Source organism: Cupriavidus pauculus (assembly GCF_022179805.1).
Taxonomy (GTDB): domain Bacteria; phylum Pseudomonadota; class Gammaproteobacteria; order Burkholderiales; family Burkholderiaceae; genus Cupriavidus; species Cupriavidus pauculus_E.
In genome coordinates this window covers 131,534-155,297 of record NZ_BPUO01000008.1, presented here as the reverse complement: position 1 = coordinate 155,297, position 23,764 = coordinate 131,534, and the positions used below count along the sequence as shown (strand labels likewise).

At 65.4% G+C, this 23,764-nt stretch carries 21 protein-coding genes; all 21 read left to right on the top strand.

Annotation, left to right across the window (positions count from 1 at the left end; all coding sequences use genetic code 11):
• Positions 1-89: 89 nt before the first annotated feature.
• The 21 genes from MFF62_RS18220 (at position 90) to purF (ending at position 23,759) form a co-directional block, all read left to right on the top strand.
• A complete protein-coding gene (locus MFF62_RS18220) occupies positions 90-1,217 on the top strand; it encodes a branched-chain amino acid ABC transporter substrate-binding protein (RefSeq protein ID WP_238264529.1) in 1,128 nt (375 codons plus the stop codon).
• A 139-nt stretch (positions 1,218-1,356) separates the two neighbouring features.
• Positions 1,357-2,283, top strand: coding sequence for a high-affinity branched-chain amino acid ABC transporter permease LivH (gene livH / locus MFF62_RS18215; RefSeq protein ID WP_238264528.1), 927 nt, complete (start codon positions 1,357-1,359; stop codon positions 2,281-2,283).
• Positions 2,284-2,295: 12 nt separating this feature from the next.
• Entirely contained in the window at positions 2,296-3,570 is a 1,275-nt protein-coding gene (locus MFF62_RS18210; protein ID WP_238264527.1) for a high-affinity branched-chain amino acid ABC transporter permease LivM, read from the top strand.
• Positions 3,567-4,334 (top strand): high-affinity branched-chain amino acid ABC transporter ATP-binding protein LivG, encoded by a 768-nt coding sequence (gene livG / locus MFF62_RS18205; RefSeq protein WP_238264526.1) that lies wholly within the window; start codon positions 3,567-3,569, stop codon positions 4,332-4,334. Before MFF62_RS18210 ends, livG begins: the two co-directional genes overlap by 4 nt.
• On the top strand, positions 4,334-5,035 hold the full coding sequence (locus MFF62_RS18200) for an ABC transporter ATP-binding protein (RefSeq protein WP_238264525.1): 702 nt from the start codon (positions 4,334-4,336) through the stop codon (positions 5,033-5,035). The genes livG and MFF62_RS18200 overlap by 1 nt, the downstream gene beginning before the upstream one ends.
• A 429-nt stretch (positions 5,036-5,464) precedes the next feature.
• Positions 5,465-6,874 (top strand): 3-isopropylmalate dehydratase large subunit, encoded by a 1,410-nt coding sequence (gene leuC / locus MFF62_RS18195; protein ID WP_238264524.1) that lies wholly within the window; start codon positions 5,465-5,467, stop codon positions 6,872-6,874.
• Between the two features lie 49 nt (positions 6,875-6,923).
• Entirely contained in the window at positions 6,924-7,055 is a 132-nt protein-coding gene (locus MFF62_RS18190; protein WP_066733342.1) for an entericidin A/B family lipoprotein, read from the top strand.
• Positions 7,056-7,064: 9 nt separating this feature from the next.
• The gene (gene leuD / locus MFF62_RS18185; RefSeq protein ID WP_238264523.1) at positions 7,065-7,715 is read left to right on the top strand and encodes a 3-isopropylmalate dehydratase small subunit; all 651 of its coding nucleotides are present in this window, start codon (positions 7,065-7,067) and stop codon (positions 7,713-7,715) included.
• A gap of 33 nt (positions 7,716-7,748) precedes the next feature.
• Positions 7,749-8,816 (top strand): 3-isopropylmalate dehydrogenase, encoded by a 1,068-nt coding sequence (gene leuB, locus MFF62_RS18180; RefSeq protein WP_238264522.1) that lies wholly within the window; start codon positions 7,749-7,751, stop codon positions 8,814-8,816.
• A gap of 439 nt (positions 8,817-9,255) precedes the next feature.
• Positions 9,256-10,392 carry an aspartate-semialdehyde dehydrogenase gene (gene asd, locus MFF62_RS18175; protein WP_238264521.1) on the top strand — a complete coding sequence of 379 codons (1,137 nt, stop codon included), beginning with the start codon at positions 9,256-9,258 and terminating at the stop codon, positions 10,390-10,392.
• A gap of 302 nt (positions 10,393-10,694) precedes the next feature.
• Entirely contained in the window at positions 10,695-13,511 is a 2,817-nt protein-coding gene (locus MFF62_RS18170; protein WP_238264520.1) for a motility hub landmark protein FimV, read from the top strand.
• A gap of 144 nt (positions 13,512-13,655) precedes the next feature.
• Positions 13,656-14,486, top strand: a complete 831-nt coding sequence (truA, locus tag MFF62_RS18165; protein WP_238264519.1) for a tRNA pseudouridine(38-40) synthase TruA — start codon at positions 13,656-13,658, stop codon at positions 14,484-14,486.
• Positions 14,464-15,186 carry a phosphoribosylanthranilate isomerase gene (locus tag MFF62_RS18160; RefSeq protein WP_238264518.1) on the top strand — a complete coding sequence of 241 codons (723 nt, stop codon included), beginning with the start codon at positions 14,464-14,466 and terminating at the stop codon, positions 15,184-15,186. The genes truA and MFF62_RS18160 overlap by 23 nt, the downstream gene beginning before the upstream one ends.
• 118 nt (positions 15,187-15,304) lie before the next feature.
• Positions 15,305-16,498 (top strand): tryptophan synthase subunit beta, encoded by a 1,194-nt coding sequence (gene trpB / locus MFF62_RS18155; RefSeq protein WP_238264517.1) that lies wholly within the window; start codon positions 15,305-15,307, stop codon positions 16,496-16,498.
• Positions 16,498-17,424 carry a DNA-methyltransferase gene (locus MFF62_RS18150; protein WP_238264516.1) on the top strand — a complete coding sequence of 309 codons (927 nt, stop codon included), beginning with the start codon at positions 16,498-16,500 and terminating at the stop codon, positions 17,422-17,424. Before trpB ends, MFF62_RS18150 begins: the two co-directional genes overlap by 1 nt.
• Positions 17,425-17,441: 17 nt before the next feature.
• Positions 17,442-18,239, top strand: a complete 798-nt coding sequence (trpA, locus tag MFF62_RS18145) for a tryptophan synthase subunit alpha (protein WP_238264515.1) — start codon at positions 17,442-17,444, stop codon at positions 18,237-18,239.
• 217 nt (positions 18,240-18,456) lie between these two features.
• On the top strand, positions 18,457-19,329 hold the full coding sequence (gene accD, locus MFF62_RS18140; RefSeq protein ID WP_238264514.1) for an acetyl-CoA carboxylase, carboxyltransferase subunit beta: 873 nt from the start codon (positions 18,457-18,459) through the stop codon (positions 19,327-19,329).
• An 80-nt stretch (positions 19,330-19,409) separates the two neighbouring features.
• Complete coding sequence (folC, locus tag MFF62_RS18135; RefSeq protein WP_238264513.1) at positions 19,410-20,720, top strand: bifunctional tetrahydrofolate synthase/dihydrofolate synthase; 1,311 nt, start codon at positions 19,410-19,412, stop codon at positions 20,718-20,720.
• 61 nt (positions 20,721-20,781) lie between these two features.
• The gene (locus MFF62_RS18130; RefSeq protein ID WP_238264512.1) at positions 20,782-21,540 is read left to right on the top strand and encodes an SPOR domain-containing protein; all 759 of its coding nucleotides are present in this window, start codon (positions 20,782-20,784) and stop codon (positions 21,538-21,540) included.
• Positions 21,541-21,612: 72 nt separating this feature from the next.
• Positions 21,613-22,110 (top strand): CvpA family protein, encoded by a 498-nt coding sequence (locus tag MFF62_RS18125; RefSeq protein ID WP_238264511.1) that lies wholly within the window; start codon positions 21,613-21,615, stop codon positions 22,108-22,110.
• Between the two features lie 116 nt (positions 22,111-22,226).
• A complete protein-coding gene (purF, locus tag MFF62_RS18120) occupies positions 22,227-23,759 on the top strand; it encodes an amidophosphoribosyltransferase (RefSeq protein WP_238264510.1) in 1,533 nt (510 codons plus the stop codon).
• The last annotated feature ends 5 nt before the right edge of the window (positions 23,760-23,764 follow it).

Sequence of the window (23,764 nt, the reverse complement as noted above, 5' to 3'; positions counted from 1 at the left end):
CGGCGCCTCTTCCTCGCGGGTGTTGTTCGATTGCGCCGGTCATGCCGACTCTGCCCGGAATGACCCAATACATAATCGAGGAGCTCCTGATGACGCTGTCCCGTCTCACGTCTACTGCCATGGCCGCCGTGCTTGCCACTGCCGGTCTCGCTGCCTTTAGCTCGGCCAACGCCGAAACCATCAAGATCGCCATTGCCGGCCCCATGAGCGGCTCGGTTGCCCAGTACGGCGACATGGTCAAGGCCGGTGCCCTGACCGCGATCGAACAGATCAATGCGGCAGGCGGCGCCAACGGCAACAAGTTCGAAGCCGTGCTGATGGACGATGCCTGCGAGCCGAAGCAGGCCGTGGCCGTGGCCAACAAGGTCGTCAGCCAGGGCATCCACTACGTGATCGGTCACGTGTGCTCGGGTTCGACCATTCCGGCATCGGATATCTACGAGAACGAAGGCGTCGTGATGGTCACGCCGTCGGCTACCGCGCCGCAACTGACCGAAACGAAGAAGCGCAACTTCATCTTCCGCACCATCGGGCGTGACGACCAGCAAGGCCCGGCCGCTGCCCAGTACATCATTGGCAAGGTCAAGCCGAAGAAGGTTGCCGTGCTGCACGACAAGCAGTCGTACGGCCAGGGCATCGCCAGCTCGGTGAAGAAGGACCTGGAAGCCGCCAAGATTCCGGTGGCAGTGTTCGAAGGCATCAACGCCGGCGATTCGGACTACTCGGCCGTGATCACCAAGCTGAAGTCGCAGGGCGTGGACTTCGTGTACTTCGGCGGCTACCACCCGGAAATGGGCCTGCTGCTGCGCCAGGCGCGCGAGCAGGGCGTGAAGGCCACGTTCATGGGCCCCGAAGGCGTGGGCAACAAGGACGTGACCGCCATTGCCGGCCCGGCTTCGGAAGGCATGCTCGTGACGCTGCCGGCCGACTTCTCGGCCGATCCGGCCAACGCTGGTCTGGTGAAGGCTTTCGCCGACAAGAAGCGTGACGCCAACGGTCCGTTCCAGATGCCCGCGTACGCCGCCGTGAAGATCATCGGCGACGCCATCGCCGGTGCCAAGAGCACGGATCCGACCAAGGTGGCTGCGTACATGCACAAGAACGCATTCACCACGCCGATCGGCAAGGTCGAATACGACGCCAAGGGCGACCTGAAGTCGTTCAAGTTCGTCGTCTACACGTGGCACAAGGACGCCACGAAGACCGCCGCCAACTAAACCCGGCGCCATCCTGGCGAAACGCCCCGCTGCCGATCCGGCTTGCGGGGCGTTTTGGTATCGGTTCGATGTCGGTTAGTCGCCACATAAGGGCGGCCGGCATCGCGCATCGGACTTCCCGATCCACAAGGTCCCCCGCATGAACGAATTCCTTCCACAGTTCACCCAGCAGCTGGTCAACGGCCTGACGCTGGGTGCGATCTATGCGCTGATCGCCATCGGCTACACGATGGTCTACGGCATCATCGGCATGATCAACTTCGCCCACGGCGAGATCTACATGATCGGCGCCTACGTGGGCTTGGTCACGTTGACCGCCATTGGCGCGCAGGCCGGCTATCCGCTGCCGCTGGTGCTGGGCGCCGCGCTGCTGGTGTCCGTGGCCGTGACCGGCTGCTATGGCTATGCCGTCGAGCGCGTGGCGTATCGCCCGCTGCGCGGCGGGCCGCGACTGGTGCCGCTGATCTCGGCCATCGGCATGTCGATCTTCCTGCAAAACTATGTCCAGATCGGGCAGGGCGCGCGTGACGTGTCCGTGCCGCTGCTGATCTCGGGTGCCATCGAATTCCAGATGGGCAGCGACTTCACGGTGACCGTGCCGTATTCGCGCCTGTTGATCGTCGGCGTGACGCTGGTGCTGATGATTGCGCTGACGCTGTTCATCGGCCATTCCCGCATGGGCCGCGCCTGCCGCGCCTGCGCGGAGGACATGCGCATGGCCAACCTGCTGGGCATCGATACGAACCGCGTGATCTCGTTCACGTTCGTGCTCGGCGCCATGCTGGCCGCCGTGGGCGGCGTGCTGATCGGGCTCACCATCGGCAAGCTCAATCCCTTCATCGGTTTCATTGCCGGCATCAAGGCGTTCACGGCCGCGGTGCTGGGCGGTATTGGCAGCATTCCGGGCGCGATGCTCGGTGGCGTGCTGCTGGGCCTGGCCGAGACGTTCGCATCGGGCTACATGCCGGCCGAATACAAGGACGTGGTGGCATTCGGCCTGCTGGTGCTGGTGCTGTTGTTCCGTCCCACCGGGCTGCTTGGGAAGCCCGATGTGGAAAAGGTGTAAGGGGAGGACGACATGACTCAAGCGACTTCGATTTCGCGGGCGTCCGTCCCGCAGGCGTCGGTATCCGACACGCTGAAGAACGCGGTGACCGCCGCCATCCTGACGGCCATCCTGACCGTGCCAGTGCTGGGCCTGCAGCTCAAGCTCGACGGCTATAAGGTGGTGCTGGAGCCGCACTGGCGGCCGGTGTGGATTGCCGTGGGCCTGGTGTTCCTGTTCCAGCTCTGCAAGCCGTTCCTGCTGCGCGCGCGTAGCGCCGTGACGCTGCCCTCGCTGCCCGCCATGGGCGCAAAGCACCAGCGCGTGGCGGTCTGGGTACTGCTGGCCGTGGGGCTGGTGTTCCCGTTCTTCGGCTCGCGCGGCGCGGTGGACGTGGCCACGCTGGCACTGATCTACGTGATCCTGGGCCTGGGCCTCAATATCGTGGTGGGCTATGCCGGCCTGCTCGACCTGGGCTACGTGGGCTTCTACGCCGTGGGTGGCTATACCTACGCGCTGCTGAACCAGTACTTCGGCCTGACGTTCTGGGAATGCCTGCCGCTGTCGGCGGGCCTGGCGGCAACGTTCGGCTTCGTCCTGGGTTTTCCGGTGCTGCGCCTGCGCGGCGACTACCTGGCCATCGTGACGCTGGGCTTTGGCGAAATCATCCGCCTGCTGCTGAACAACCTGACCAGCCTGACCGGCGGACCGGACGGCGTGTCGGGCATTCCGAAGCCGACGGTGTTCGGCATCGAGATGGCACGCAGCGCCAGCGTGGAAGGTGCGCAGACGTTCCATGACCTGATCGGCATTCCGTACACCGGCCAGCACATGGTGATGTGGCTGTACCTGCTGGCGCTGGTGCTGGTGGGCTTCACGCTGTTCGTGACCAGCCGGCTGATCCGCATGCCGATGGGCCGCGCCTGGGAGGCGCTGCGCGAAGACGAGATCGCCTGCCGCTCGCTGGGTCTGAATCCCACGCGCATCAAGCTGTCCGCGTTCACGCTGGGCGCATCGTTCGCCGGCCTGGCCGGTGCGTTCTTTGCCGCGCGCCAGGGCCTGGTCAATCCGGAGTCATTCACGTTCATCGAATCGGCGCTGATCCTGGCCGTGGTGGTGCTGGGCGGCATGGGCTCGCAACTGGGCGTGATCCTGGCCGCGATCCTGCTGACGATCCTGCCCGAGGTGGCGCGCGACTTTGCCGAATACCGCATGCTGATCTTCGGCCTGGTGATGGTGTTGATGATGATGTGGCGTCCGCAGGGCCTGCTGCCCGCTAGCCGTCCCCACGTGGAGCTGCCGCGATGAGCACTGAAATGCTGAAAGTATCGGGCCTGCAGATGCGCTTTGGCGGTCTGCTGGCCGTGGACGGCATCGAGTTCGATGTGCGTCGCGACGAGGTCTTCGCCATCATCGGCCCCAACGGCGCCGGCAAGACCACCGTGTTCAACTGCGTGGGCGGCTTCTACAAGCCCACCGCCGGCGAGGTGATGCTGGACGGCCATTCGATCGCCCGCAAGCCCAGCCACGTGGTGGCGCGGCACGGACTGGTCCGCACGTTCCAGAACATTCGCCTGTTCAAGCAACTGACCGTCGTGGAAAACCTGATGGTCGCGCAGCATCGGCAGGTCAAGGCCGGGCTGCTGCACGGCCTGCTGGCGACGCCCGCCTACCGCCGCGCCGAGCGCGAGGCGCTGGGCCGCGCGGCCGAGTGGCTGGAGCGCATGGGCCTGACCGCCGTGGCCAACCGCGAGGCTGGCACGTTGTCTTACGGCCACCAGCGCCGGCTGGAGATCGCGCGCTGCATGATCACCAAGCCGCGCCTGCTGATGCTGGACGAGCCGGCGGCGGGCCTGAACCCGCAGGAAAAGATCGAACTGCAGCAACTGATCGACCGCCTGCGCCGCGAGTTCAACATCTCGGTGCTGCTGATCGAGCACGACATGAGCCTGGTGATGGGCGTGTCGGACCGCATCCTCGTGATGGAGCATGGCAAGCCGATCATGATCGGAAAGCCCGAGGAAGTGCGCAACGACCCGCGCGTGATCAAGGCCTACCTGGGAGAGGACTGATGCTTAAGCTGGAAAACGTCCATACCCACTACGGCGCCGTCGAGGCCCTGTCGGGGGTGTCGATCGAGGTCAACAAGGGGGAGATCGTCACCCTGATCGGCAGCAACGGGGCCGGCAAGACGACGCTGATGATGACCGTGTGCGGCACGCCGCGCGCCTCCAGCGGCCGCGTGCTGTTCGAGGGCCAGGACATCACGCGCCGGAACACGCACGAGATCATGCGCCTGGGCATGGCCATTTCGCCGGAAGGACGCCGCGTGTTCCCGAGCCTGACCGTGCTCGAAAACCTCAAGATGGGTGGGTTCTTCTCCAGCCGTCATGAGATCGAGGCGGGCATCGAGCACGTGTTCAAGCTGTTCCCGCGCCTGAACCAGCGCGCCAGCCAGCGTGCCGGCACCATGAGCGGTGGCGAACAGCAGATGCTGGCCATCGGCCGGGCGCTGATGAGCAAGCCCCGCCTGCTGCTGCTGGACGAGCCCACGCTCGGCCTGGCGCCGCTGATCATCGCGCAGATCTTCGACATCATCCGCACGATCCGCGAGGAAGGCGTGACGGTGTTCCTGGTGGAGCAGAACGCCAACAAGGCGCTGCAGGTGGCCGACCGTGGCTACGTGCTGGAAACCGGCAAGGTGGTGCTGGCGGACACCGGCGCCAACCTGCTGGCCAACGACCGCATCCGCGCGGCGTACCTGGGCGGTTGATACCGACCACGTAGCGCCGATATGCGCTCCCCTCTCCCGCGCGCGGGAGAGGGGTAGGGGGAGAGGGCAAGCGGTCCAAATTGCCATTCGTCGGCAAGCAGAACCGCCGACCCTCACCCCCAACCCCTCTCCCACGGCGTGGGAGAGGGGAGCTTCCCGCCAAGGGGGCATCCAAAGCCCCTTCGCCATCCACGAAATCCCCCTTTCGCCAATGACCGCCGCCCGGGCGGTGCGGGCTGCCCATCGGCGGCGGGCCTGCGTGGCATAATCGATTGCGATGTCAAGCAATCACCGGCTCCGCCGGAAAAGCAGCAAAATAGCCTGCTTGCCCGCGACGGCATCCGGAAAACAAATTCCCCTGCAAACAACGCGCGGATTCGCGTCGTTCGTGTCCATCGGGTACGAACGGACGGTCTGCCCCCCCGCATCATGGCCAAGACGCTCTACGACAAACTCTGGGATGACCACACTGTCCACGTCGAGGAAGACGGCACCACGCTGCTCTACATCGACCGTCATCTGCTGCACGAAGTAACCAGCCCGCAGGCCTTCGAGGGCCTGAAGCTGGCGGAGCGTCCGGTATGGCGCATCAGCGCGAACCTGGCGGTGTCCGATCACAACGTGCCGACCACCGACCGCACGCAAGGCATTGCCGATCCGATCTCGAAGCTGCAGGTCGATACGCTGGACGCCAACTGCGACGCCTACGGCATCACGCAGTTCAAGATGAACGATCACCGCCAGGGCATCGTGCACGTGATCGGGCCGGAGCAGGGCGCCACGTTGCCCGGCATGACCGTGGTCTGCGGCGACTCGCACACCAGCACGCACGGCGCGTTCGGCGCGCTGGCGCACGGCATCGGCACTTCCGAAGTGGAACACGTGCTGGCCACTCAGACGCTGCTTGGCAAGAAGGCCAAGAACATGCTGATCAAGGTGGAAGGCAAGCTGCCGCGCGGCTGCACCGCCAAGGACATCGTGCTGGCCATCATCGGCAAGATCGGCACGGCCGGCGGCACGGGCTACACGATGGAATTCGCTGGTTCGGCCATCCGCGACCTGACGATGGAAGGCCGCATGACCGTCTGCAACATGGCGATCGAAGCCGGCGCGCGCGCCGGGCTGGTGGCCGTGGACGACGTGACGCTGGAATACGTGAAGAACCGTCCATTCGCGCCGCAGGGCGTGGAGCTGGAGCAGGCTGCCGCCTACTGGCGCACGCTGCATTCCGACGCTGGCGCCCACTTCGACAAGGTGGTGGAGCTGCGTGCCGAGGATATCCGCCCGCAAGTGACCTGGGGCACGTCGCCCGAGATGGTCGTCAGCATCGAAGACCGCGTGCCGGACCCCGAAAAGGAAAAGGACGCGAACAAGCGCAACGCCATGGAGCGCGCGCTGGAGTACATGAACCTGCAGCCGAACATGCCGATGGAGTCGATCAACATCGACAAGGTGTTCATCGGGTCGTGCACGAACAGCCGTATCGAAGACATGCGCGCGGCAGCCTGGGTGGTGCAGAAGCTGGGCCGCAAGGTGGCGTCCAACGTGAAGCTGGCGATGGTCGTGCCGGGTTCGGGGCTGGTCAAGGCGCAGGCCGAGCAGGAAGGGCTGGACAAGGTGTTCAAGGCGGCTGGTTTCGAATGGCGCGAGCCGGGCTGCTCGATGTGCCTGGCGATGAACGCCGACCGCCTGGAACCGGGCGAGCGCTGCGCGTCCACGTCGAACCGCAACTTCGAGGGCCGTCAGGGCGCCGGTGGCCGTACGCACCTGGTAAGCCCGGCCATGGCCGCCGCGGCCGCGATCGAAGGGCATTTCGTCGACATCCGCAAACTCGGCTGATAGCCGGGACGGGTCAACTGGTCAACCACGACTTTCGAAAAGAGAGAACATGAAAAAGATCGTGATCACGCTGCTGGCATGCCTGGGCATGCTGCAACTGGCTGGCTGCAACACGATTGCCGGCTTTGGCAAGGACACGCAGGCTGCCGGGCAGGCCCTCGAGAACGCCGCCCGGAAGTAAGGACACATCATGGACAAGTTCACAGTACACAGCGGCCTTGTGGCGCCGCTCGATCGCGAGAACGTCGATACCGACGCGATCATCCCGAAGCAGTTCCTGAAGTCGATCAAGCGCACGGGCTTTGGTCCGAACCTGTTCGACGAGTGGCGCTACAAGGACGTAGGCCAGCCGGGCCAGGACAACAGCCGCCGTCCGCTGAACCCGGACTTCGTGCTGAACCAGTCGCGCTACCAGGGCGCATCGATCCTGCTGGCGCGCAACAACTTCGGCTGCGGCAGCTCGCGCGAGCACGCACCGTGGGCGCTGACGCAATACGGCTTCCGCGCCGTGATCGCGCCGAGCTTCGCCGACATCTTCTTCAACAACTGCTACAAGAACGGCCTGCTGCCGGTGGCGCTCAGCGAACTGCAGGTGGACCACCTGTTCAACGAGACCAACGCGTTCCCGGGCTACCAGCTGACGATCGACCTCGATCGCCAGGTGGTGGTCACGCCGGGCGGCGACAGCTATTCGTTCGACATCGCCCCGTTCCGCAAGTACTGCATGCTGAACGGTTTCGACGATATCGGCCTGACGCTGCGCCACAACGACAAGATCAAGGCTTACGAGGCCGAGCGCCTGACGAAGATGCCGTGGCTTGGCAACCGCGTGGTTGGCTGAAGCGGACCGGATAACAACCTACCAGGAAGAAACATGAAGATTGCAGTCCTGCCGGGCGACGGCATCGGCCCCGAGATCATTGCCGAGGCCGTCAAGGTGCTCAACGCGCTCGACGAAAAGTTCGAGATGGAAACCGCGCCCGTGGGCGGCGCCGGCTACGAAGCCGAAGGCCACCCGCTGCCGGAGAACACGCTGAAGCTGGCCAAGGAAGCCGACGCCATCCTGTTCGGCGCCGTGGGTGACTGGAAGTACGACAGCCTGGAGCGCCCGCTGCGCCCCGAGCAGGCCATCCTGGGCCTGCGCAAGCACCTGCAGCTGTTCGCCAACTTCCGTCCGGCGATCTGCTATCCGGAACTGACCGGTGCGTCGAGCCTGAAGCCCGAACTGGTGGCCGGCCTGGACATCCTGATCGTGCGCGAACTGAACGGCGACATCTACTTCGGCCAGCCGCGCGGCGTGCGCGAGGCGCCGGACGGCCTGTTCAAGGGCGCCCGCGAAGGCTTCGACACGATGCGCTACAGCGAGCCGGAAATCCGCCGCATCGCCCACGTGGCGTTCCAGGCCGCGGCCAAGCGCGGCAAGAAGCTGTGCAGCGTGGACAAGGCCAATGTGCTGGAGACGTTCCAGTTCTGGAAGGACATCGTGATCGATGTCAGCAAGGAATATCCGGACGTCGAGCTGTCGCACATGTACGTGGACAACGCCGCGATGCAACTGGTGAAGGCGCCGAAGAGCTTCGACGTGATCGTCACCGGCAACATGTTCGGCGACATCCTGTCGGACGAGGCCGCCATGCTGACGGGCTCGATCGGCATGCTGCCGTCGGCTTCGCTGGATGCCAACAACAAGGGCCTGTACGAACCGTCGCACGGCTCGGCACCGGACATCGCCGGCAAGGGCGTGGCCAATCCGCTGGCCACCATCCTGTCGGCGGCGATGATGCTGCGCTACTCGCTGAACCGCGCCGAGCAGGCCGACCGCATCGAGACCGCCGTCAAGAAGGTGCTGGCCCAGGGCTACCGCACCGGCGACATCCTGACGCCGGGCTGCAAGCAGGTTGGCACGAAGGAAATGGGCGAAGCCGTGCTGGCCGCGCTGTAATCCGCCATCGCTGCCGGTTTGCTCCCTCTCCCGCAACGCGGGAGAGGGGCCGGGGGTGAGGGCCGGGCGCTTCAAGATGCGAAAACGCAATTTGATGCCCATTTCCCTCACCCCCAAACCCCTCTCCCGCGTGCGGGAGAGGGGAGTCAAGGTGGTGGCGAGCTACAAAACGCCGTAATTCCGCCTGCGGCGTTGCCGCAAATTCGTGTAGACTCTCCCGTCATGGCCCGTATCCACCAGTCCCTCCTGACTGCTTGCACGACTCGCACCGCTACCGGCGGCGCGATTGGCATGGGTGCGCGCGGCCTGACCGCAACGACGATTAAAACCATTACCAAAACGATCCCCTAGATCGTTCGTCGTGCCTGCCCGTCTTCCCCGCGCAGCCACGCCGGGCGAGGAAAATGGCGGGGAAGTTCACATCACATCGAGGTAAGTCATGATTGTAGGTCTCGTCGGTTGGCGAGGAATGGTCGGCAGCGTCCTGATGCAGCGCATGCAGGAAGAGCGTGATTTCGACCATATCGAGCCCGTTTTCTTCAGCACGTCCAACGCTGGCGGCAAGGCCCCGGCCATGGCCAAGAACGAAACCACGCTGAAAGATGCGAACGACATCGACGCGCTGAAGAAGTGCGACGTGGTGCTCACCGCCCAGGGCGGCGATTACACGAACGATGTGTTCCCGCGCCTGCGTGCTGCGGGCTGGAATGGCTACTGGATCGACGCGGCTTCGTCGCTGCGCATGAAGGACGACGCCATCATCGTCCTCGACCCGGTGAACCTCGGCGTGATCAAGGACGCGCTGTCCAAGGGCGTGAAGAACTTCATCGGCGGTAACTGCACGGTCAGCTGCATGATGATGGGCCTGGGTGGCCTGTTCCAGCACGACCTGATCGAGTGGATGACCTCGATGACCTACCAGGCCGCGTCGGGCGGCGGTGCACAGCATATGCGCGAGCTGCTGACGCAGTTCGGCACGCTGAACGCCGCGGTCAAGCCGTTGCTGGACAATCCCGCTTCGGCCATCTTGGAGATCGACCGCCAGATCCTGGCCACGCAGCACGGCCTGTCGGCTGACGAAACCAAGCAGTTTGGCGTGCCGCTGGCCGGCAACCTGATTCCGTGGATCGACAAGGACCTGGGCAACGGCGTTTCCAAGGAAGAATGGAAGGGCGGCGCCGAGACCAACAAGATCCTGGGCCGGGGCGAAGGCTTCGTGGGTGCCACCGGCGCCAGCCCGATCGCAGTGGACGGCCTGTGCGTGCGGATCGGCGCCATGCGCTGCCATTCGCAAGCGCTCACTATCAAGCTGCGCCGCGACGTGCCGCTCGACGAGATCGAGGGCATGCTGGCTGCCAACAACGAGTGGGCCAAGGTAGTGCCGAATACGCGTGAGGCCAGCATGAAGGACCTGACGCCGGCCGCCGTGACGGGCACGCTGACCATTCCGGTTGGCCGTCTGCGCAAGATGCAGATGGGCGGTGAGTACCTGTCGGCCTTCACGGTGGGCGACCAGCTGCTGTGGGGCGCCGCCGAACCGCTGCGGCGTATGCTGCGCATTCTGATCGAGGCTTGAGCCCCGGTTTGCCTCGCTGCTTTCGTTGCGGGGAGGCAACAGAATAGGCCGCTTTCCGAGCAACGCCGCGCATCAGCGCGGCGTTGTCGCATGTGGAGCGCTTTTTTTCACGGGCTTGCGTCACAATACGCCGGCATGCGCTTGGCCACGGGGTCATCGCCGCCGTGCATTTGAGTGGACGGCAGCGACATTGGGCGAGTACCAGGACTGGCGGCAAGCCAGACCGGTTTCGAGCCCGCCAGCCAGCCATTTGTTGGGATTCGGGTTAACTTTTGCTACTAAAACCATAAATGGAGCACGAGGTGAGTGTGAGCCTACATCGCCGGAAAGATGCGCCTAATGTCCGTCAGCGCTGGTCAACGCTGGCCTTTACGGCACTCGGTCTGCTGCTTGCGCAGCCTGCCGCGTACGCCGCGGGGTTCGGGCAATTGAGGGTTCAATCCAACCTGGGGCAGCCGCTCCAGGCTGAAATCGATATCACTGGGGTGACGCCTGAAGAAGCTGACAGCCTGGCTGTCAAGCTGGCGCCGCCCGCCGCCTATTCACGTGCAGGGCTGACCTATCTGTCGGCCATTTCCAGCGTCAGGCTCGAGGTGCAGAAGCGTGCGAACGGCAGCTACGTGGCTACCGTGCGTTCCAACCAGCCGCTCAGCGAACCGTTCGTCGACATCCTGGTCGACATGAGCTGGTCCAGCGGCAAGGTCACGCGAGCCTATACGTTCCTGCTGGATCCGGCTGGCGCCAAGCCGTCGAACCAGGCATTCTCGCCCACCACCATCGTGCAGGCCGCCACGCCCGACGCGTCGCCGGCCACGGCACCCGCGCCGGCCCCGGTTGCCGCCGCACCTGGCATCGCACCGACGCCGGCTCCAGCCCCTCGTCAGCCGCGCCGTGCCGCCGCGCCGGCCCCGGTTACCGATGGCGTGGCCGCCAATGGCGCCTACACCGTGCAGCGTGGCGATACCCTGTATTCCATCGCCGGCGATGCTGCCCAGGGCGCGGATTCGGTGTCGCTGGAGCAGATGCTGCTGGCGCTGTATCGCAACAATCCCAATGCCTTCATCGGCGGCAATATCAACCGGATCAAGTCGGGTGCCGTGCTGAAGGTGCCGAGCGCCCAGCAGGCGCAATCGGTCAGCCCGCGTGATGCGCGCCGCGAAGTCGTGGCCCATACGCAAGGCTTCGACAGCTATCGCAGTCGCCTGGCCGCTGCCGCCGCCGCGAAGTCGGTGGATGCGGGCACGGGCCGCGAGCAATCGGGCAACGTGACGGCGCGCGTGCAGGACACGACCGTGCCGAACGCCGGTCCGCGCGACGAACTGAAGCTCTCGAAGGCCGACAAGGGCGCGCAAGCCAAGGCGGAAGCCGAGGTGGCCAGCCAGCGCAAGCTGAAGGACGCCGAGTCGCGCGTATCCGATCTCGAGAAGAACATCTCCGACATGCAGCGCCTGATGGAGCTGAAGAACGCGGAGATCGCAAAGCTTAACCAGAGCAGCCAGGCGGCCAAGGCCGCCGCACCGGCTGCCGCTGCAGCCACCGCTGCTGCGGCAGCGGCTCCGGCTCCGGCGGCTGGCAAGCCGGCGGACGCCGCCGCGGCGCCTGCCCCGACCGTGGTCCCGGCCGAGCCGGCCAAGGCCGAGGCGCCGAGCACGGCCACGCCGGAACCGGCACCGGCCGCCACGGCTGCAGCCCCGGCTTCCGAGCCCGCTGCTGCAACGTCTGCCGCCGCCGCATCGGCTCCGCAAGCCGCTGCTTCGGCCCCGGCCGTCGCCAAGAAAAAGCCGCCTGTCATCCAGCCGGTGCCCCAGCCGTCGTTCATCGACGAGCTGCTTGGCAACCCGATGCTGCTGCCCGGCGCGGGTGTGCTGGTTGCGTTGCTTGGCGGATATGCGTACTATCGCCGCCGCCAGAAGCAGAAGGCGAGCGAAAGCACCGGTTTCGGTGACAGCATCCTGTCTCAGGAAAGCACGGTCATGGCGGGCGGACATTCCCTGTTCGGCACCGCTGGTGGCCAAAGCGTCGACACGTCGCAGCACAGCGTGTTCGGCGCCGACTTCCGCATCGGCAACAACTCGCACGAGGCAACGGAAGTAGACCCCATTGCCGAGGCTGAGGTGTACATCGCGTACGGACGCGACGTGCAGGCCGAGGAAATCCTGCGCGAAGCGTTGCAACAGAATCCGGAGCGTCAGGCCATTCGCCTGAAGCTGCTGGAGATTTACAACACTCGTCAGGATGTGGAAGGTTTCCGAGTGATCGCAGAAGAAATGTTCGCCCAGGTAGGCGGACAAGGCGCGGACTGGCAACAGGTCGCGGAAATGGGTCGCAAGCTGGACCCGAGCAATGCGCTGTACCTGTCGGTGGCGCCGGAAGTCGTGGCGGAAGCCGATACGACCACGCCGGTTGCTGACCAATGGCGGACGCAGGATCCCGCTCATTCGACGCAGCAGGCAGCCCCGGTATCGGCCATGCCGGACCTGGCCCTGCCGCTGGACGCCTTCCCGGCGCCAGCGCCGGGGGAGCCCATCGTGGCACCGGAGTTGGCCTCGCTGGTATTCGGTAACGACGACCTGGCAGTGCCGGTGGCACGTCTCGACGACGTTCTGGACGCGCGTCACGATGACGGCCTGGATCTGCCGTCGGATGCGTCCGATCGTCACCTGGCCGAAGTGCCGGCGCTCGACACCCCGACGCGCTCGCGTCCGCTGGAGTTCGACATGTCCAGCCTGTCGCTGGACCTGAACGCCGCGAAGCCGGAGGCAGGCGCCGTGGCCGAGCCGGCACCGGTGGCCACGTTCGATGCACCGTCGCTGACGGAATCGACCGTGCCGCTGCCCGCGCCGACGATGCTGCAGAACGGCCGCCTGGTCGAGCCGATCGACCTGACCCGCGTGACGTCGGAAGGCCTGGGCGATTCCACGCACGGTGTCTCCGCCAGCACGCTGTCGGCCACCGGCATGGACGGCAGCCGCGACATGCAGATCAAGATCGACCTGGCACGCGCCTACATCGAGATCGGTGACAAGGAAGGTGCCCGCGAACTGCTGCAGGAAGTGGTGGAGCAGTCGGACGACCCGCTGCAGACCGAGGCCCGCACGCTGCTGCGCGAGGTGGCCTGAAGCGGCATGGCCCGCGGGTTTCGACCCAAAGGCCGGTATGATGCGGGGTTTGCGGCACGCCGGTGACACGGCGTGCGGTAGCCCGAAGCGATGCGCCGGAAGCGTCCCTTCCGGCGCATTTTGTTTTTGGGCATCGCCACACTCATGAATCGCATCGCCATCGGACTTCACTACGACGGCTCGGCCTTCTCCGGCTGGCAGTCGCAGCCTCACCGCAATACCGTACAGGACTACCTGGAAGACGCCATCGAGCGCTTTGCCGGGACACGCCTGCTGACCACGGTGGCGGGGCGGACCGACACCGGCGTGCATGCGCTGGGCCAGGTGATCCATCTCGATACCGAACTCGACCGCGACAAGTTCTCGTGGGTGCGCGGCGTCAACGCGTTCCTGCCGCCGTCCATCGCGCTGCAGTGGGCCGAGCCGGTCGACCAGAATTTCCACGCACGCTTTCTGGCCTACGAGCGCATGTACTACTACGCGCTTTACACCGGGCCGCATCGTGTGCCGATGCTCCACTGCCGTGCCGGCTACCAGATGCTGCCGCCTGGGAAACGACTCGATGTCGAAGCGATGCGCGAGGCATCGGCATGCCTGCTGGGCGAGCATGATTTTTCCGCGTTCCGCGCCGCCGAGTGCCAGGCCAAGTCGCCGGTCAAGACCATGTACGACGTGACGATCCGCGAAGACGGCAACTGGGTCTTCCTGCGGTTTCGCGCCAGTGCCTTCCTGCACCACATGGTGCGCAACCTGATGGGATGCCTGGTGGCCGTGGGACGTGGCCGTTATCCGGCGCAATGGATGGCCGAAGTGCTGGAAGGCCGCAACCGCCAGAAGGCTGCGCCCACATTCATGCCCGACGGCCTGTACCTGGTCGACGTGAAGTATCCTGAGCCGTACCAGCTTCCCCGCGCGGACGCGTCCGCCAGTTTCTTCCACGGAGTGTTTGCCGATGGCCCCGAACATGGCGCCTGATACCAGCCTTGTGTCTCCGCGTACACGCATCAAGATCTGCGGCCTGACGCGCGAGGAAGACGTGCGCGCGGCCGTGGATGCCGGCGCCGACGCCATCGGCCTGGTGTTCTACGGGCCAAGCCCCCGTCATGTCGATGTGGCGCGCGCGGCCGCGCTGGCCGAGCAGGTGCCGCCGTTCGTGACCGTGACCGGGCTGTTCGTCAACGCCGACGCCGAGGAAGTGGCCCACGTGGCCGAGCGTGTGCCGTTGACGTTGCTTCAGTTCCACGGCGATGAGACGCCCCAGCAATGCACGGAGATCGCCCGGCGTTGCCGGCTGCCGTTTATGCGCGCTGCCCGTGTGCGGCAGGGGCTTGATTTGGTAGAATTCGACGATCAATACCGTGACGCCGCCGGCCTGTTGCTCGACGCCTTCGTGGAAGGCTACGGCGGTGGCGGCCACGTCTTCGACTGGACCCTGATTCCCGCTCAATGGCTTCCGCCCAATCCAACCAGCCTGTCCACCAGCGACGCACCTCGCATCGTTTTGAGTGGTGGGTTGAACGCGCAAAACGTCGCTGGTGCGATTGAGCGCGTGCGCCCCTATGCCGTCGATGTCAGCAGCGGCGTGGAGGCGTCCAAGGGTGTGAAGGACCACGCCCGCATTGCCGCGTTCGTGCGCGCCGTGCGGATGGCGGATGCGGGGCAGGCCGGCAACTGAGCCGGCGCCCGTCGTCCGCCTGACCCGCCCGAGCCGTGCCGGCCCCCGGCAACCCGATCCCGAATTTGATGCGTTGTTGCCGTGCCGCGCGCGGCCAACGCCACCTGAGAGCCTGGACATGTACGACTTGCCCGATTCCCGAGGCCATTTCGGCCCCTATGGCGGTAGCTTCGTCTCCGAAACGCTGGTTCACGCGCTGGACGAACTGCGCGATGCCTACGCGCACTACCAGCACGATGCGGACTTCAACGCCGAATTCCAGCGCGAGCTGAAACACTTCGTCGGCCGTCCGTCGCCGATCTACCACGCACAGCGCTGGAGCGAGGTGCTGGGCGGCGCGCAGATCTACCTGAAGCGCGAAGACCTGAACCACACCGGCGCGCACAAGATCAACAACGTGATCGGCCAGGCGCTGCTGGCCCGGCGCATGGGCAAGAAGCGCGTGATCGCCGAGACCGGCGCCGGCCAGCACGGCGTGGCCACGGCCACCATCGCGGCGCGCTTCGGCATGGAATGCGTGGTCTACATGGGCGCCGAGGACATCAAGCGCCAGGCCGCCAACGTCTACCGCATGAAGCTGCTGGGTGCCACGGTGGTGCCGGTGGAAAGCGGCTCGAAGACGCTCAAGGACGCGCTCAATGAAGCCATGCGCGACTGGGTGACCAACGTCGAATCCACGTTCTACATCATCGGCACTGTCGCTGGCCCGCATCCGTATCCGATGATGGTGCGCGACTTCCAGTGCGTGATCGGCGAGGAATCGAAGGTGCAGATGCCCGAGCTGACCGGCCGCCAGCCGGACGCTGTGATCGCCTGCATCGGCGGTGGATCGAACGCGATGGGCATCTTCTATCCGTATATCGAGCACAAGGACGTGCAACTGATCGGCGTGGAAGCCGCCGGCGATGGCCTGGAAACGGGCCGTCACGCGGCGTCGCTGACGGGCGGCTCGCCGGGCGTGCTGCACGGCAACCGCACCTACCTGCTGCAGGACGAGCACGGCCAGATCATCGAGACCCATTCGGTATCGGCCGGCCTGGACTACCCGGGCGTGGGCCCGGAGCATGCATGGCTCAAGGACATCGGACGCGCCCAGTACGTGTCGATCACCGATGACGAGGCACTGAAGGCGTTCCACGATTGCTGCCGTATCGAAGGCATCATCCCGGCGCTGGAGTCGAGCCACGCCATCGCCTATGCATGCAAGCTGGCCCCGACGCTGTCGCGCGACAAGCTGCTGCTGGTGAATCTGTCCGGCCGTGGCGACAAGGACATGCACACTGTGGCCGAACGTGCGGGGTTGAAGCTCTGATGCGCGTGCTGCCTCCTGAAACCGCATCGTCGAAGGTGGAAGAGGGCGGCGCCGCGGCGCCGTTCGACATCCTCGACACCGAAGCCGTCCGCCTCTTCCAGGAAGACGCGCTCGAAGGCATCAATCGGATTGCCGACGGATCGGTGGACCTGATCGTCGCCGACCCGCCCTATGGCCTGGGCAAGGACTACGGCAACGATTCGGACCTGCTGTCCGGCGACGCCTACCTGGAATGGTCCGAACGCTGGATGGACGCGATCATCCCGAAGCTGGCGCCCAAGGGCACGCTGTACCTGTTCTGCACGTGGCAATACTCGCCCGAGCTGTTCGTGATGCTCAAGAAGCGGCTGACGATGATCAACGAGATCATCTGGGACCGCCGCGTGCCGAGCATGGGCGGCACCACGCGCAAGTTCTCGTCCGTGCACGACAACATCGGCTTCTTTGCCCGCCAGCGCGACTACTACTTCGACCTGGACCCGGTGCGCATTCCGTATGACGCCGAGACCAAGAAGGCGCGCAGCCGTCCGCGTTTCGAGGGCAAGAAGTGGCTGGAAGTGGGCTACAACCCCAAGGACCTGTGGAGCGTTCCGCGCATCCATCGCCAGGACCCCGAGCGCGCCGACCATCCCACGCAGAAGCCGCTGGAGATCGTCGAGCGCATGGTGCTGTCGAGCTGCCCGCCGGGCGGCGTGGTGCTGGACCCGTTCACGGGCAGCGGCACCACGGCGGTGGCCTGCGTGCGCCACGGCCGGCGCTTTGTCGGGTTCGAGATGAATCCGCAATACGCCGCGCTGGTGCGCGAGCGCGTGACGGCCGCCCAGCCGGTGTACGCGCCGATCCAGCCCGATGTTCCCGAAGACGCTCCGGCGGCTGCCAACGACGATGCCAATGAAGAGGCATCGCCGGTGCAGCGCCTTATCTGATCCTGATGGCCAACGACATGTCCCGTATCCAGAAGACTTTCGCGGCACTGGCCGCGCAGCAGAAGAAGGGCCTGATCCCGTTCATTACCGCCGGCGATCCGGCGCCCGCGCTGACCGTGCCGCTGATGCATGCACTGGTGGCAGGTGGTGCCGATGTGATCGAGCTTGGCGTGCCGTTCTCCGACCCGATGGCCGACGGCCCGGTCATCCAGCGCGCTTCCGAGCGTGCCCTGGCGCAAGGCGTGACGCTCACGCAGGTGCTGCAGTGGGTGACTGAATTCCGCAAGACCAATGACACCACGCCCGTGGTGCTGATGGGCTATGCGAATCCGATCGAACGCATGGGCGACGAAACCTTTGCCAAGGCCGCGGCGGCCGCTGGCGTGGACGGCGTGCTCGTGGTGGACTATCCGCCCGAGGAGTGCGAAACGTTTGCGGCGCTGATGCGCGCCAACCAGATGGATCCGATCTTCCTGCTGGCGCCGACGTCGACCGACGACCGCATCGCCGCTGTGGCGAAGGTGGCCAGCGGTTACCTCTACTACGTGTCGCTCAAGGGCGTGACCGGCTCGGCCACGATTGACCTGGACAGCGTGGCTGCCCGCCTGCCGCTGATCAAGCAGCACGCCAACCTGCCCGTGGGCGTGGGCTTCGGCATCCGCGACGCGCAGACGGCACGTGCCATCGGCAGTGTGTCGGACGCCGTGGTGATCGGCAGCCGCCTTGTGCAACTGCTGGAAGACACCCCGCGCGAACAGGCCACCGAGGCGCTGCAAGCATTCATCGCCGATATCCGCCAGGCGCTGGACGCCTGACCGGCCGCATTCTGCGTGACGCTCGCGTGACGACTTGCCGATAAAAAACGCGCCGATTGTGCTTGTTTGAGTCTCAAGCATCACAATTGGCGCGTTTTGCTTAGGCGAGACGTGCCGGGCGTGGTAAATTCGCGCACCTGATCCCTGCCGTCCCTGTGTCCGACCTCTCAGAAAGGGGCGTCGACGCGCGGGCCGCAGCTATCCGAAAGGAGCTTTCATGAGCTGGTTGGATAAACTCCTGCCTCCCAAGATTCAACAGACCGACCCCTCCACCCGCAAGGGCATTCCGGAAGGGCTGTGGGTCAAGTGCCCGTCGTGCGAGTCCACCCTGTACCGCACCGACGTGGAAGCCAATCTGCACGTCTGCCCGAAGTGCGACCACCACATGCGCATCCGCTCGCGCGAGCGGCTGGACAAGCTGCTGGACGCCGAAGGCCGCTATGAAATCGGCCAGGAAATCGTGCCGGTGGACGCGCTGAAGTTCAAGGACACGAAAAAGTACCCGGATCGCATCAAGGCCGCCATGGAAGACACGGGCGAGACCGACGCGATGGTGGTGGTGGGTGGCGCGATCCACACCATCCCCGTGGTCGTGGCCTGCTTCGAATTCGAGTTCATGGGCGGTTCGATGGGCTCGGTGGTGGGCGAGCGCTTCGCGCGTGGCGCGCAAGCCGCGCTGGAGCAGAAGGTGCCGTTCATCTGCGTGACCGCCACGGGCGGCGCGCGCATGCAGGAAAGCCTGTTGTCGCTGATGCAGATGGCCAAGACCACGGCCATGCTGAACCAGCTGTCCAACGCCAAGCTGCCGTTCATCAGCGTGCTGACCGACCCGACCATGGGTGGCGTGTCGGCATCGTTCGCCTTCCTGGGCGACGTGGTGATTGCCGAGCCCAAGGCGCTGATCGGCTTTGCCGGCCCGCGCGTGATCGAGCAGACCGTGCGCGAGAAGCTGCCGGAAGGCTTCCAGCGCGCCGAATTCCTGCTGCAGAAGGGCGCCATCGACATGATCGTCGATCGTCGCCGCCTGCGCGCGGAACTGGCCCAGGTGCTGGCACTGCTGCAGAAGCAGCCGGCCGACGCGGTGGCCTGACGCGGTAGCGTGATTTGCAGGACAATGGCGCGGGTGCAACCACCCGCGCCATTTTCTTTTTAGTCGTGTCGTAGAAAAGCATGCCCATCTTCCATAACCTCCCCGACTGGCTTCAACATCTGGAAACCGCCCATCCCGTGGGCATCGACATGGGTTTGACGCGCATTACGCGCGTCAAGGAAGCGCTGGGTCTGCGCATCGACGCCGTGGTCTTCACGGTGGGCGGCACCAACGGCAAGGGGTCGACCTGCGCGATGCTCGAACGCATCCTGCTGGAAGCCGGCTACAAGGTGGGCCTGCATACGTCGCCGCACCTGATCACGTTCAACGAGCGTGCGCGCCTGAACGGCGAGCAGGCCACCGATGCGCAGCTACTACCGCACTTCGAGGCCGTGGAGCGCGCCCGGACCAGCTTTGCCGACCCGGTCAGCCTGACGTACTTCGAATTCACGACGCTGGCGATCATCCACATGTTCGCAGCCGCCGGACTGGATGCGATCGTGCTGGAAGTGGGCCTGGGCGGCCGGCTCGACGCGGTGAACGTGATCGATACGGACTGCGCGGTCATCACCAGCGTCGACATCGACCACACCCAGTACCTGGGCGATACGCGCGAGAAGATCGGCTTCGAGAAGGCCGGCATTTTCCGCCCCAACGTTCCGGCGATCTGTGGCGACCCCGTGCCGCCGCAATCGGTGATCGACCATGCCGAGGCCATCGGCGCCGACCTGTGGCTCGTGGGCCGCGATTTCCGGCATCAGGCCGCAGGGGGCCAGGAACGCCAGCAATGGGACTGGACGGGCCGCGACCGCAAACTCAACGGCCTGGGCTACCCGGCACTACGTGGCGCCAACCAGTTGCTGAACGCCTCGGCGGCCCTGGCAGCACTGCAGGCCATGCGGCCACGGCTGCCGGTCAGCGCCCAGGAAGTGCGCAACGGGCTGGCGTTCGTCGAACTGCCGGGCCGGTTCCAGGTCATGCCGGGACGCCCGGCTGTGATCCTGGATGTGGCGCATAATCCGCACGCGGCGGCCACGCTGGGCCAGAACCTCGAGAACATGGGGTTTTTCCGCTACACCTATGCGGTGTTCGGCGCGATGGCGGACAAGGATATTGCCGGGGTGCTGCAGCACGTGGCCGACAAGGTCGACCACTGGTGCCTGAGCGACCTGCCCACGGAGCGCGCCGCCACGGCCGCGCAGTTGCGCGAGGCGCTCGATACGACGGGCTTCCGGGAAGGGCCGGACAATACGGCCGCGTGCTTCTCGAGTCCGGAACTGGCGTATCGCGATGCCATCGAGAGAGCAACCGAGAATGATAGAATCCTGGTCTTCGGATCGTTCTATACCGTGGCAGGCGTGATGGCATATCGCGCCACGCAGGCCAACTGAAAAGCCGGCTGAACTCCCGGGCCGGAACGACATCACACCGAACTCCACACTTTGGGCATTTATGGGCCTGCTTTCGCTGTTCTCGTCCCGCAAGGGCACTGATCCGGCACCCGAACGCGGTCGCCGCACGCGCACAGAAACAGGCGCCGGCGCATCCCGCCGGTCCGCGGACGAGTACGCCGACCGGCTGGGCGATGACAGCCTCGATCCCGACTTTCCCCAGAAGCAGCGCGCCCGCCGCCGCCTGATCGGCGCCGTCGTGCTGCTGGCCGCCGCGGTCATCGTGCTGCCGATCGTGTTCGAGCACAAGCCGCGTCCTGTATCCGACGACGTCGCAGTGAGCGTGGCCAACGGCCAGGGCGCACAGAAGCCCAAGGTCGAGGCGCGCAAGGCCCAGGCCCTGCCGCCAGCGGCCAATGCCGGCCGCAACGACGCCGCGCTGGACGCCGGCGAGGAGATCGTCAACACGCCCGCAACGGACAAGCCGAAGGCCGACGCCAAGCCCGACACGAAAGTGGCCGAGGCCAAGCCCGTGGACGCCAAGCCCGCAGACAAGCCGGCCGACAAGCCGGCGGACAAGTCCGCGGCAAACTCCAAATACCTGATTCTGATCGGCGCATTCTCCTCGGAGGAGCGCGCCCGTAACTGGCTGGCCAAGCTCAAGGAGAGCAAGGTGCCGGCCTACGTGGAAAAGAAGACCATGGCCGATGGCGACCGGATCCTGCTGCGCGCGGGTCCGTTCGTCGGCCGCGATGCCGTCGACGCCGCCGACAAGAAAGTGCGCTCGATCGGCCTGACCTCGAAGATCGTGGAGCAGTAACGTCCCGGACGATAACGTTCCGATTGCAGGGCGGCGATTTGCCCCCATCTGACAGGAAGCGGCGTAGCACGCATGGCTTTTACTTTCTTTGACTATGGCGTGGCCTTCATCCTGGTGGCGTCGGCGCTGATTGGCGTGTTGCGTGGCCTGGTGCGCGAGGTACTGGCGTTGGTGGGCTGGGTCGTGGCGTTCGTACTGGCCTATCACTTTGGCGGCATGGCCGCGAAGTGGATGCCGGAAGCACTGCCCGGTGGCGAACTCACCCGCAGCGCGCTCGGTTTCCTGGCCGTGTTTTTCGGCACGTGGATCGTGTCGGCGCTGGCGGGAGCCATCCTGGGCCAGTTGCTGGAAACCACGGGCCTGAAGCCGGCGGATCGCGGCCTGGGCCTGGTTTTCGGGCTGGCGCGGGGTGTGCTGATCGTGATGCTGGTCGTGGTGGTAGCGGGGCTCACGAAGCTGCCGGACGAGCCATTCTGGCGGGACGCGGTGTCGCGCCCGTATGTGATGCAGGCGATGGACGAGCTGCGGCAATGGTTGCCGCCCGACCTGGCCAAGTACGTAAAGACATGAATCGAGACGCGAGCGCTTGAAGGTTGGACGCTCGCGGCGCAGTATCAACGCAGGTTCCGTCGCGTACATGACGGAACGGCGCCCCTGAATTATTTTGCCTTTCCTGGGAGTTCGGCATGTGCGGTATCGTCGGCGTGGTTTCCACCAGCCCTGTCAACCAACTGATCTATGACAGCCTGCTGCTGTTGCAACACCGCGGACAGGATGCAGCCGGCATCGCCACGGCCAACGGCAGCACCTTCCACATGCACAAGGCCAACGGCCTGGTGCGCGATGTCTTCCGCACGCGCAACATGCGCGGCCTGCCGGGCACGTCCGGCATCGGCCAGGTGCGTTACCCGACCGCCGGCTCGTCGAGCGAGGAAGAGGCCCAGCCGTTCTACGTGAACGCGCCGTACGGCATCATGCTGGCTCACAACGGCAACCTGACCAACTCGGATCAGCTGCGCGAAGAGATGTTCCGCCGCGACCGTCGCCACATCAACACGCGTTCGGACTCCGAAGTGCTGCTGAACGTGCTGGCCGACGAACTGCAACGCGCCAGTGGCGGCAACGCGCTGACGCCGGAAACGATTTTCAAGGCCGTGGCCGGCATGCACCGCCGCGTGAAGGGCGCCTACGCCATCACCGCGCAGATTTCGGGCTATGGCCTGCTGGCAGTGCGCGATCCGTTCGGCATCCGCCCGCTGTGCATCGGCAGCGTCGACACGCCGACCGGCAAGGAATACCTGATTGCGTCGGAATCGGTGGCACTGGAAGGCATGGGCTACACGATGGACCGCGACGTGGCACCCGGCGAAGCGATCTTCGTCGACCTCGACGGCCAGCTCCACAGCAAGCAGTGCGCCGACAATCCGCAACTGACGCCTTGCATCTTCGAATACGTGTACCTGGCCCGTCCGGACTCGTGCATCGACGGCGTGCCCGTCTATGACGCACGACTGCGCATGGGCGACTACCTGGCCGAGAAGATCCGCCGCGAAGTGCCGGCTGGCGAGATCGACGTGGTCATGCCGATTCCCGATTCGAGCCGTCCGGCCGCCATGCAGGTGGCCAATGCGCTGGGCGTGCCGTATCGCGAAGGCTTCTTCAAGAACCGCTACGTTGGCCGCACGTTCATCATGCCGGGCCAGGCGGTGCGCAAGAAGTCGGTGCGCCAGAAGCTCAACGCCATGGGCGTGGAGTTCAAGGGCAAGAACGTGCTGATCGTCGACGACTCGATCGTGCGCGGCACCACGTCGTTCGAGATCGTGCAGATGGCCCGTGACGCCGGCGCCAAGAAGGTGATTTTCGCGTCGGCCGCGCCGCCCGTGAAATTCCCGAACGTGTACGGCATCGACATGCCCACGCGCAGCGAACTGGTGGCCCACGGCCGTACGGACGAGGAAGTGGCGCGCATGATCGGCGCCGACCAGCTCGTCTACCAGGACGTGGAAGCGATGAAGCAGGCCGTGCGCGACATCAACCCGAACCTGCGCGATTTCGACGCGTCGTGCTTTGATGGCAAGTACATCACCGGCGACATCGACGACGCCTACCTGGATCGCCTGGAAGCATCGCGCGGCCAGGAAGACGACCGTGATGCCGGCAACGGCGCGGAAACCGAGCGTTCGCAGTTGCACCTGCAGCGTTCGAGCGGCAACGAATAACGACT

What these genes read in the sequence shown, in the direction of transcription:
- MFF62_RS18220 (WP_238264529.1), top strand. Translation starts at nt 90, where the DNA reads ATGACGCTGTCCCGTCTCACGTCTACTGCCATGGCCGCCGTGCTTGCC.
- livH (WP_238264528.1), top strand. Translation starts at nt 1,357, where the DNA reads ATGAACGAATTCCTTCCACAGTTCACCCAGCAGCTGGTCAACGGCCTG.
- MFF62_RS18210 (WP_238264527.1), top strand. Translation starts at nt 2,296, where the DNA reads ATGACTCAAGCGACTTCGATTTCGCGGGCGTCCGTCCCGCAGGCGTCG.
- livG (WP_238264526.1), top strand. Translation starts at nt 3,567, where the DNA reads ATGAGCACTGAAATGCTGAAAGTATCGGGCCTGCAGATGCGCTTTGGC.
- MFF62_RS18200 (WP_238264525.1), top strand. Translation starts at nt 4,334, where the DNA reads ATGCTTAAGCTGGAAAACGTCCATACCCACTACGGCGCCGTCGAGGCC.
- leuC (WP_238264524.1), top strand. Translation starts at nt 5,465, where the DNA reads ATGGCCAAGACGCTCTACGACAAACTCTGGGATGACCACACTGTCCAC.
- MFF62_RS18190 (WP_066733342.1), top strand. Translation starts at nt 6,924, where the DNA reads ATGAAAAAGATCGTGATCACGCTGCTGGCATGCCTGGGCATGCTGCAA.
- leuD (WP_238264523.1), top strand. Translation starts at nt 7,065, where the DNA reads ATGGACAAGTTCACAGTACACAGCGGCCTTGTGGCGCCGCTCGATCGC.
- leuB (WP_238264522.1), top strand. Translation starts at nt 7,749, where the DNA reads ATGAAGATTGCAGTCCTGCCGGGCGACGGCATCGGCCCCGAGATCATT.
- asd (WP_238264521.1), top strand. Translation starts at nt 9,256, where the DNA reads ATGATTGTAGGTCTCGTCGGTTGGCGAGGAATGGTCGGCAGCGTCCTG.
- truA (WP_238264519.1), top strand. Translation starts at nt 13,656, where the DNA reads ATGAATCGCATCGCCATCGGACTTCACTACGACGGCTCGGCCTTCTCC.
- MFF62_RS18160 (WP_238264518.1), top strand. Translation starts at nt 14,464, where the DNA reads ATGGCCCCGAACATGGCGCCTGATACCAGCCTTGTGTCTCCGCGTACA.
- trpB (WP_238264517.1), top strand. Translation starts at nt 15,305, where the DNA reads ATGTACGACTTGCCCGATTCCCGAGGCCATTTCGGCCCCTATGGCGGT.
- MFF62_RS18150 (WP_238264516.1), top strand. Translation starts at nt 16,498, where the DNA reads ATGCGCGTGCTGCCTCCTGAAACCGCATCGTCGAAGGTGGAAGAGGGC.
- trpA (WP_238264515.1), top strand. Translation starts at nt 17,442, where the DNA reads ATGTCCCGTATCCAGAAGACTTTCGCGGCACTGGCCGCGCAGCAGAAG.
- accD (WP_238264514.1), top strand. Translation starts at nt 18,457, where the DNA reads ATGAGCTGGTTGGATAAACTCCTGCCTCCCAAGATTCAACAGACCGAC.
- folC (WP_238264513.1), top strand. Translation starts at nt 19,410, where the DNA reads ATGCCCATCTTCCATAACCTCCCCGACTGGCTTCAACATCTGGAAACC.
- MFF62_RS18130 (WP_238264512.1), top strand. Translation starts at nt 20,782, where the DNA reads ATGGGCCTGCTTTCGCTGTTCTCGTCCCGCAAGGGCACTGATCCGGCA.
- MFF62_RS18125 (WP_238264511.1), top strand. Translation starts at nt 21,613, where the DNA reads ATGGCTTTTACTTTCTTTGACTATGGCGTGGCCTTCATCCTGGTGGCG.
- purF (WP_238264510.1), top strand. Translation starts at nt 22,227, where the DNA reads ATGTGCGGTATCGTCGGCGTGGTTTCCACCAGCCCTGTCAACCAACTG.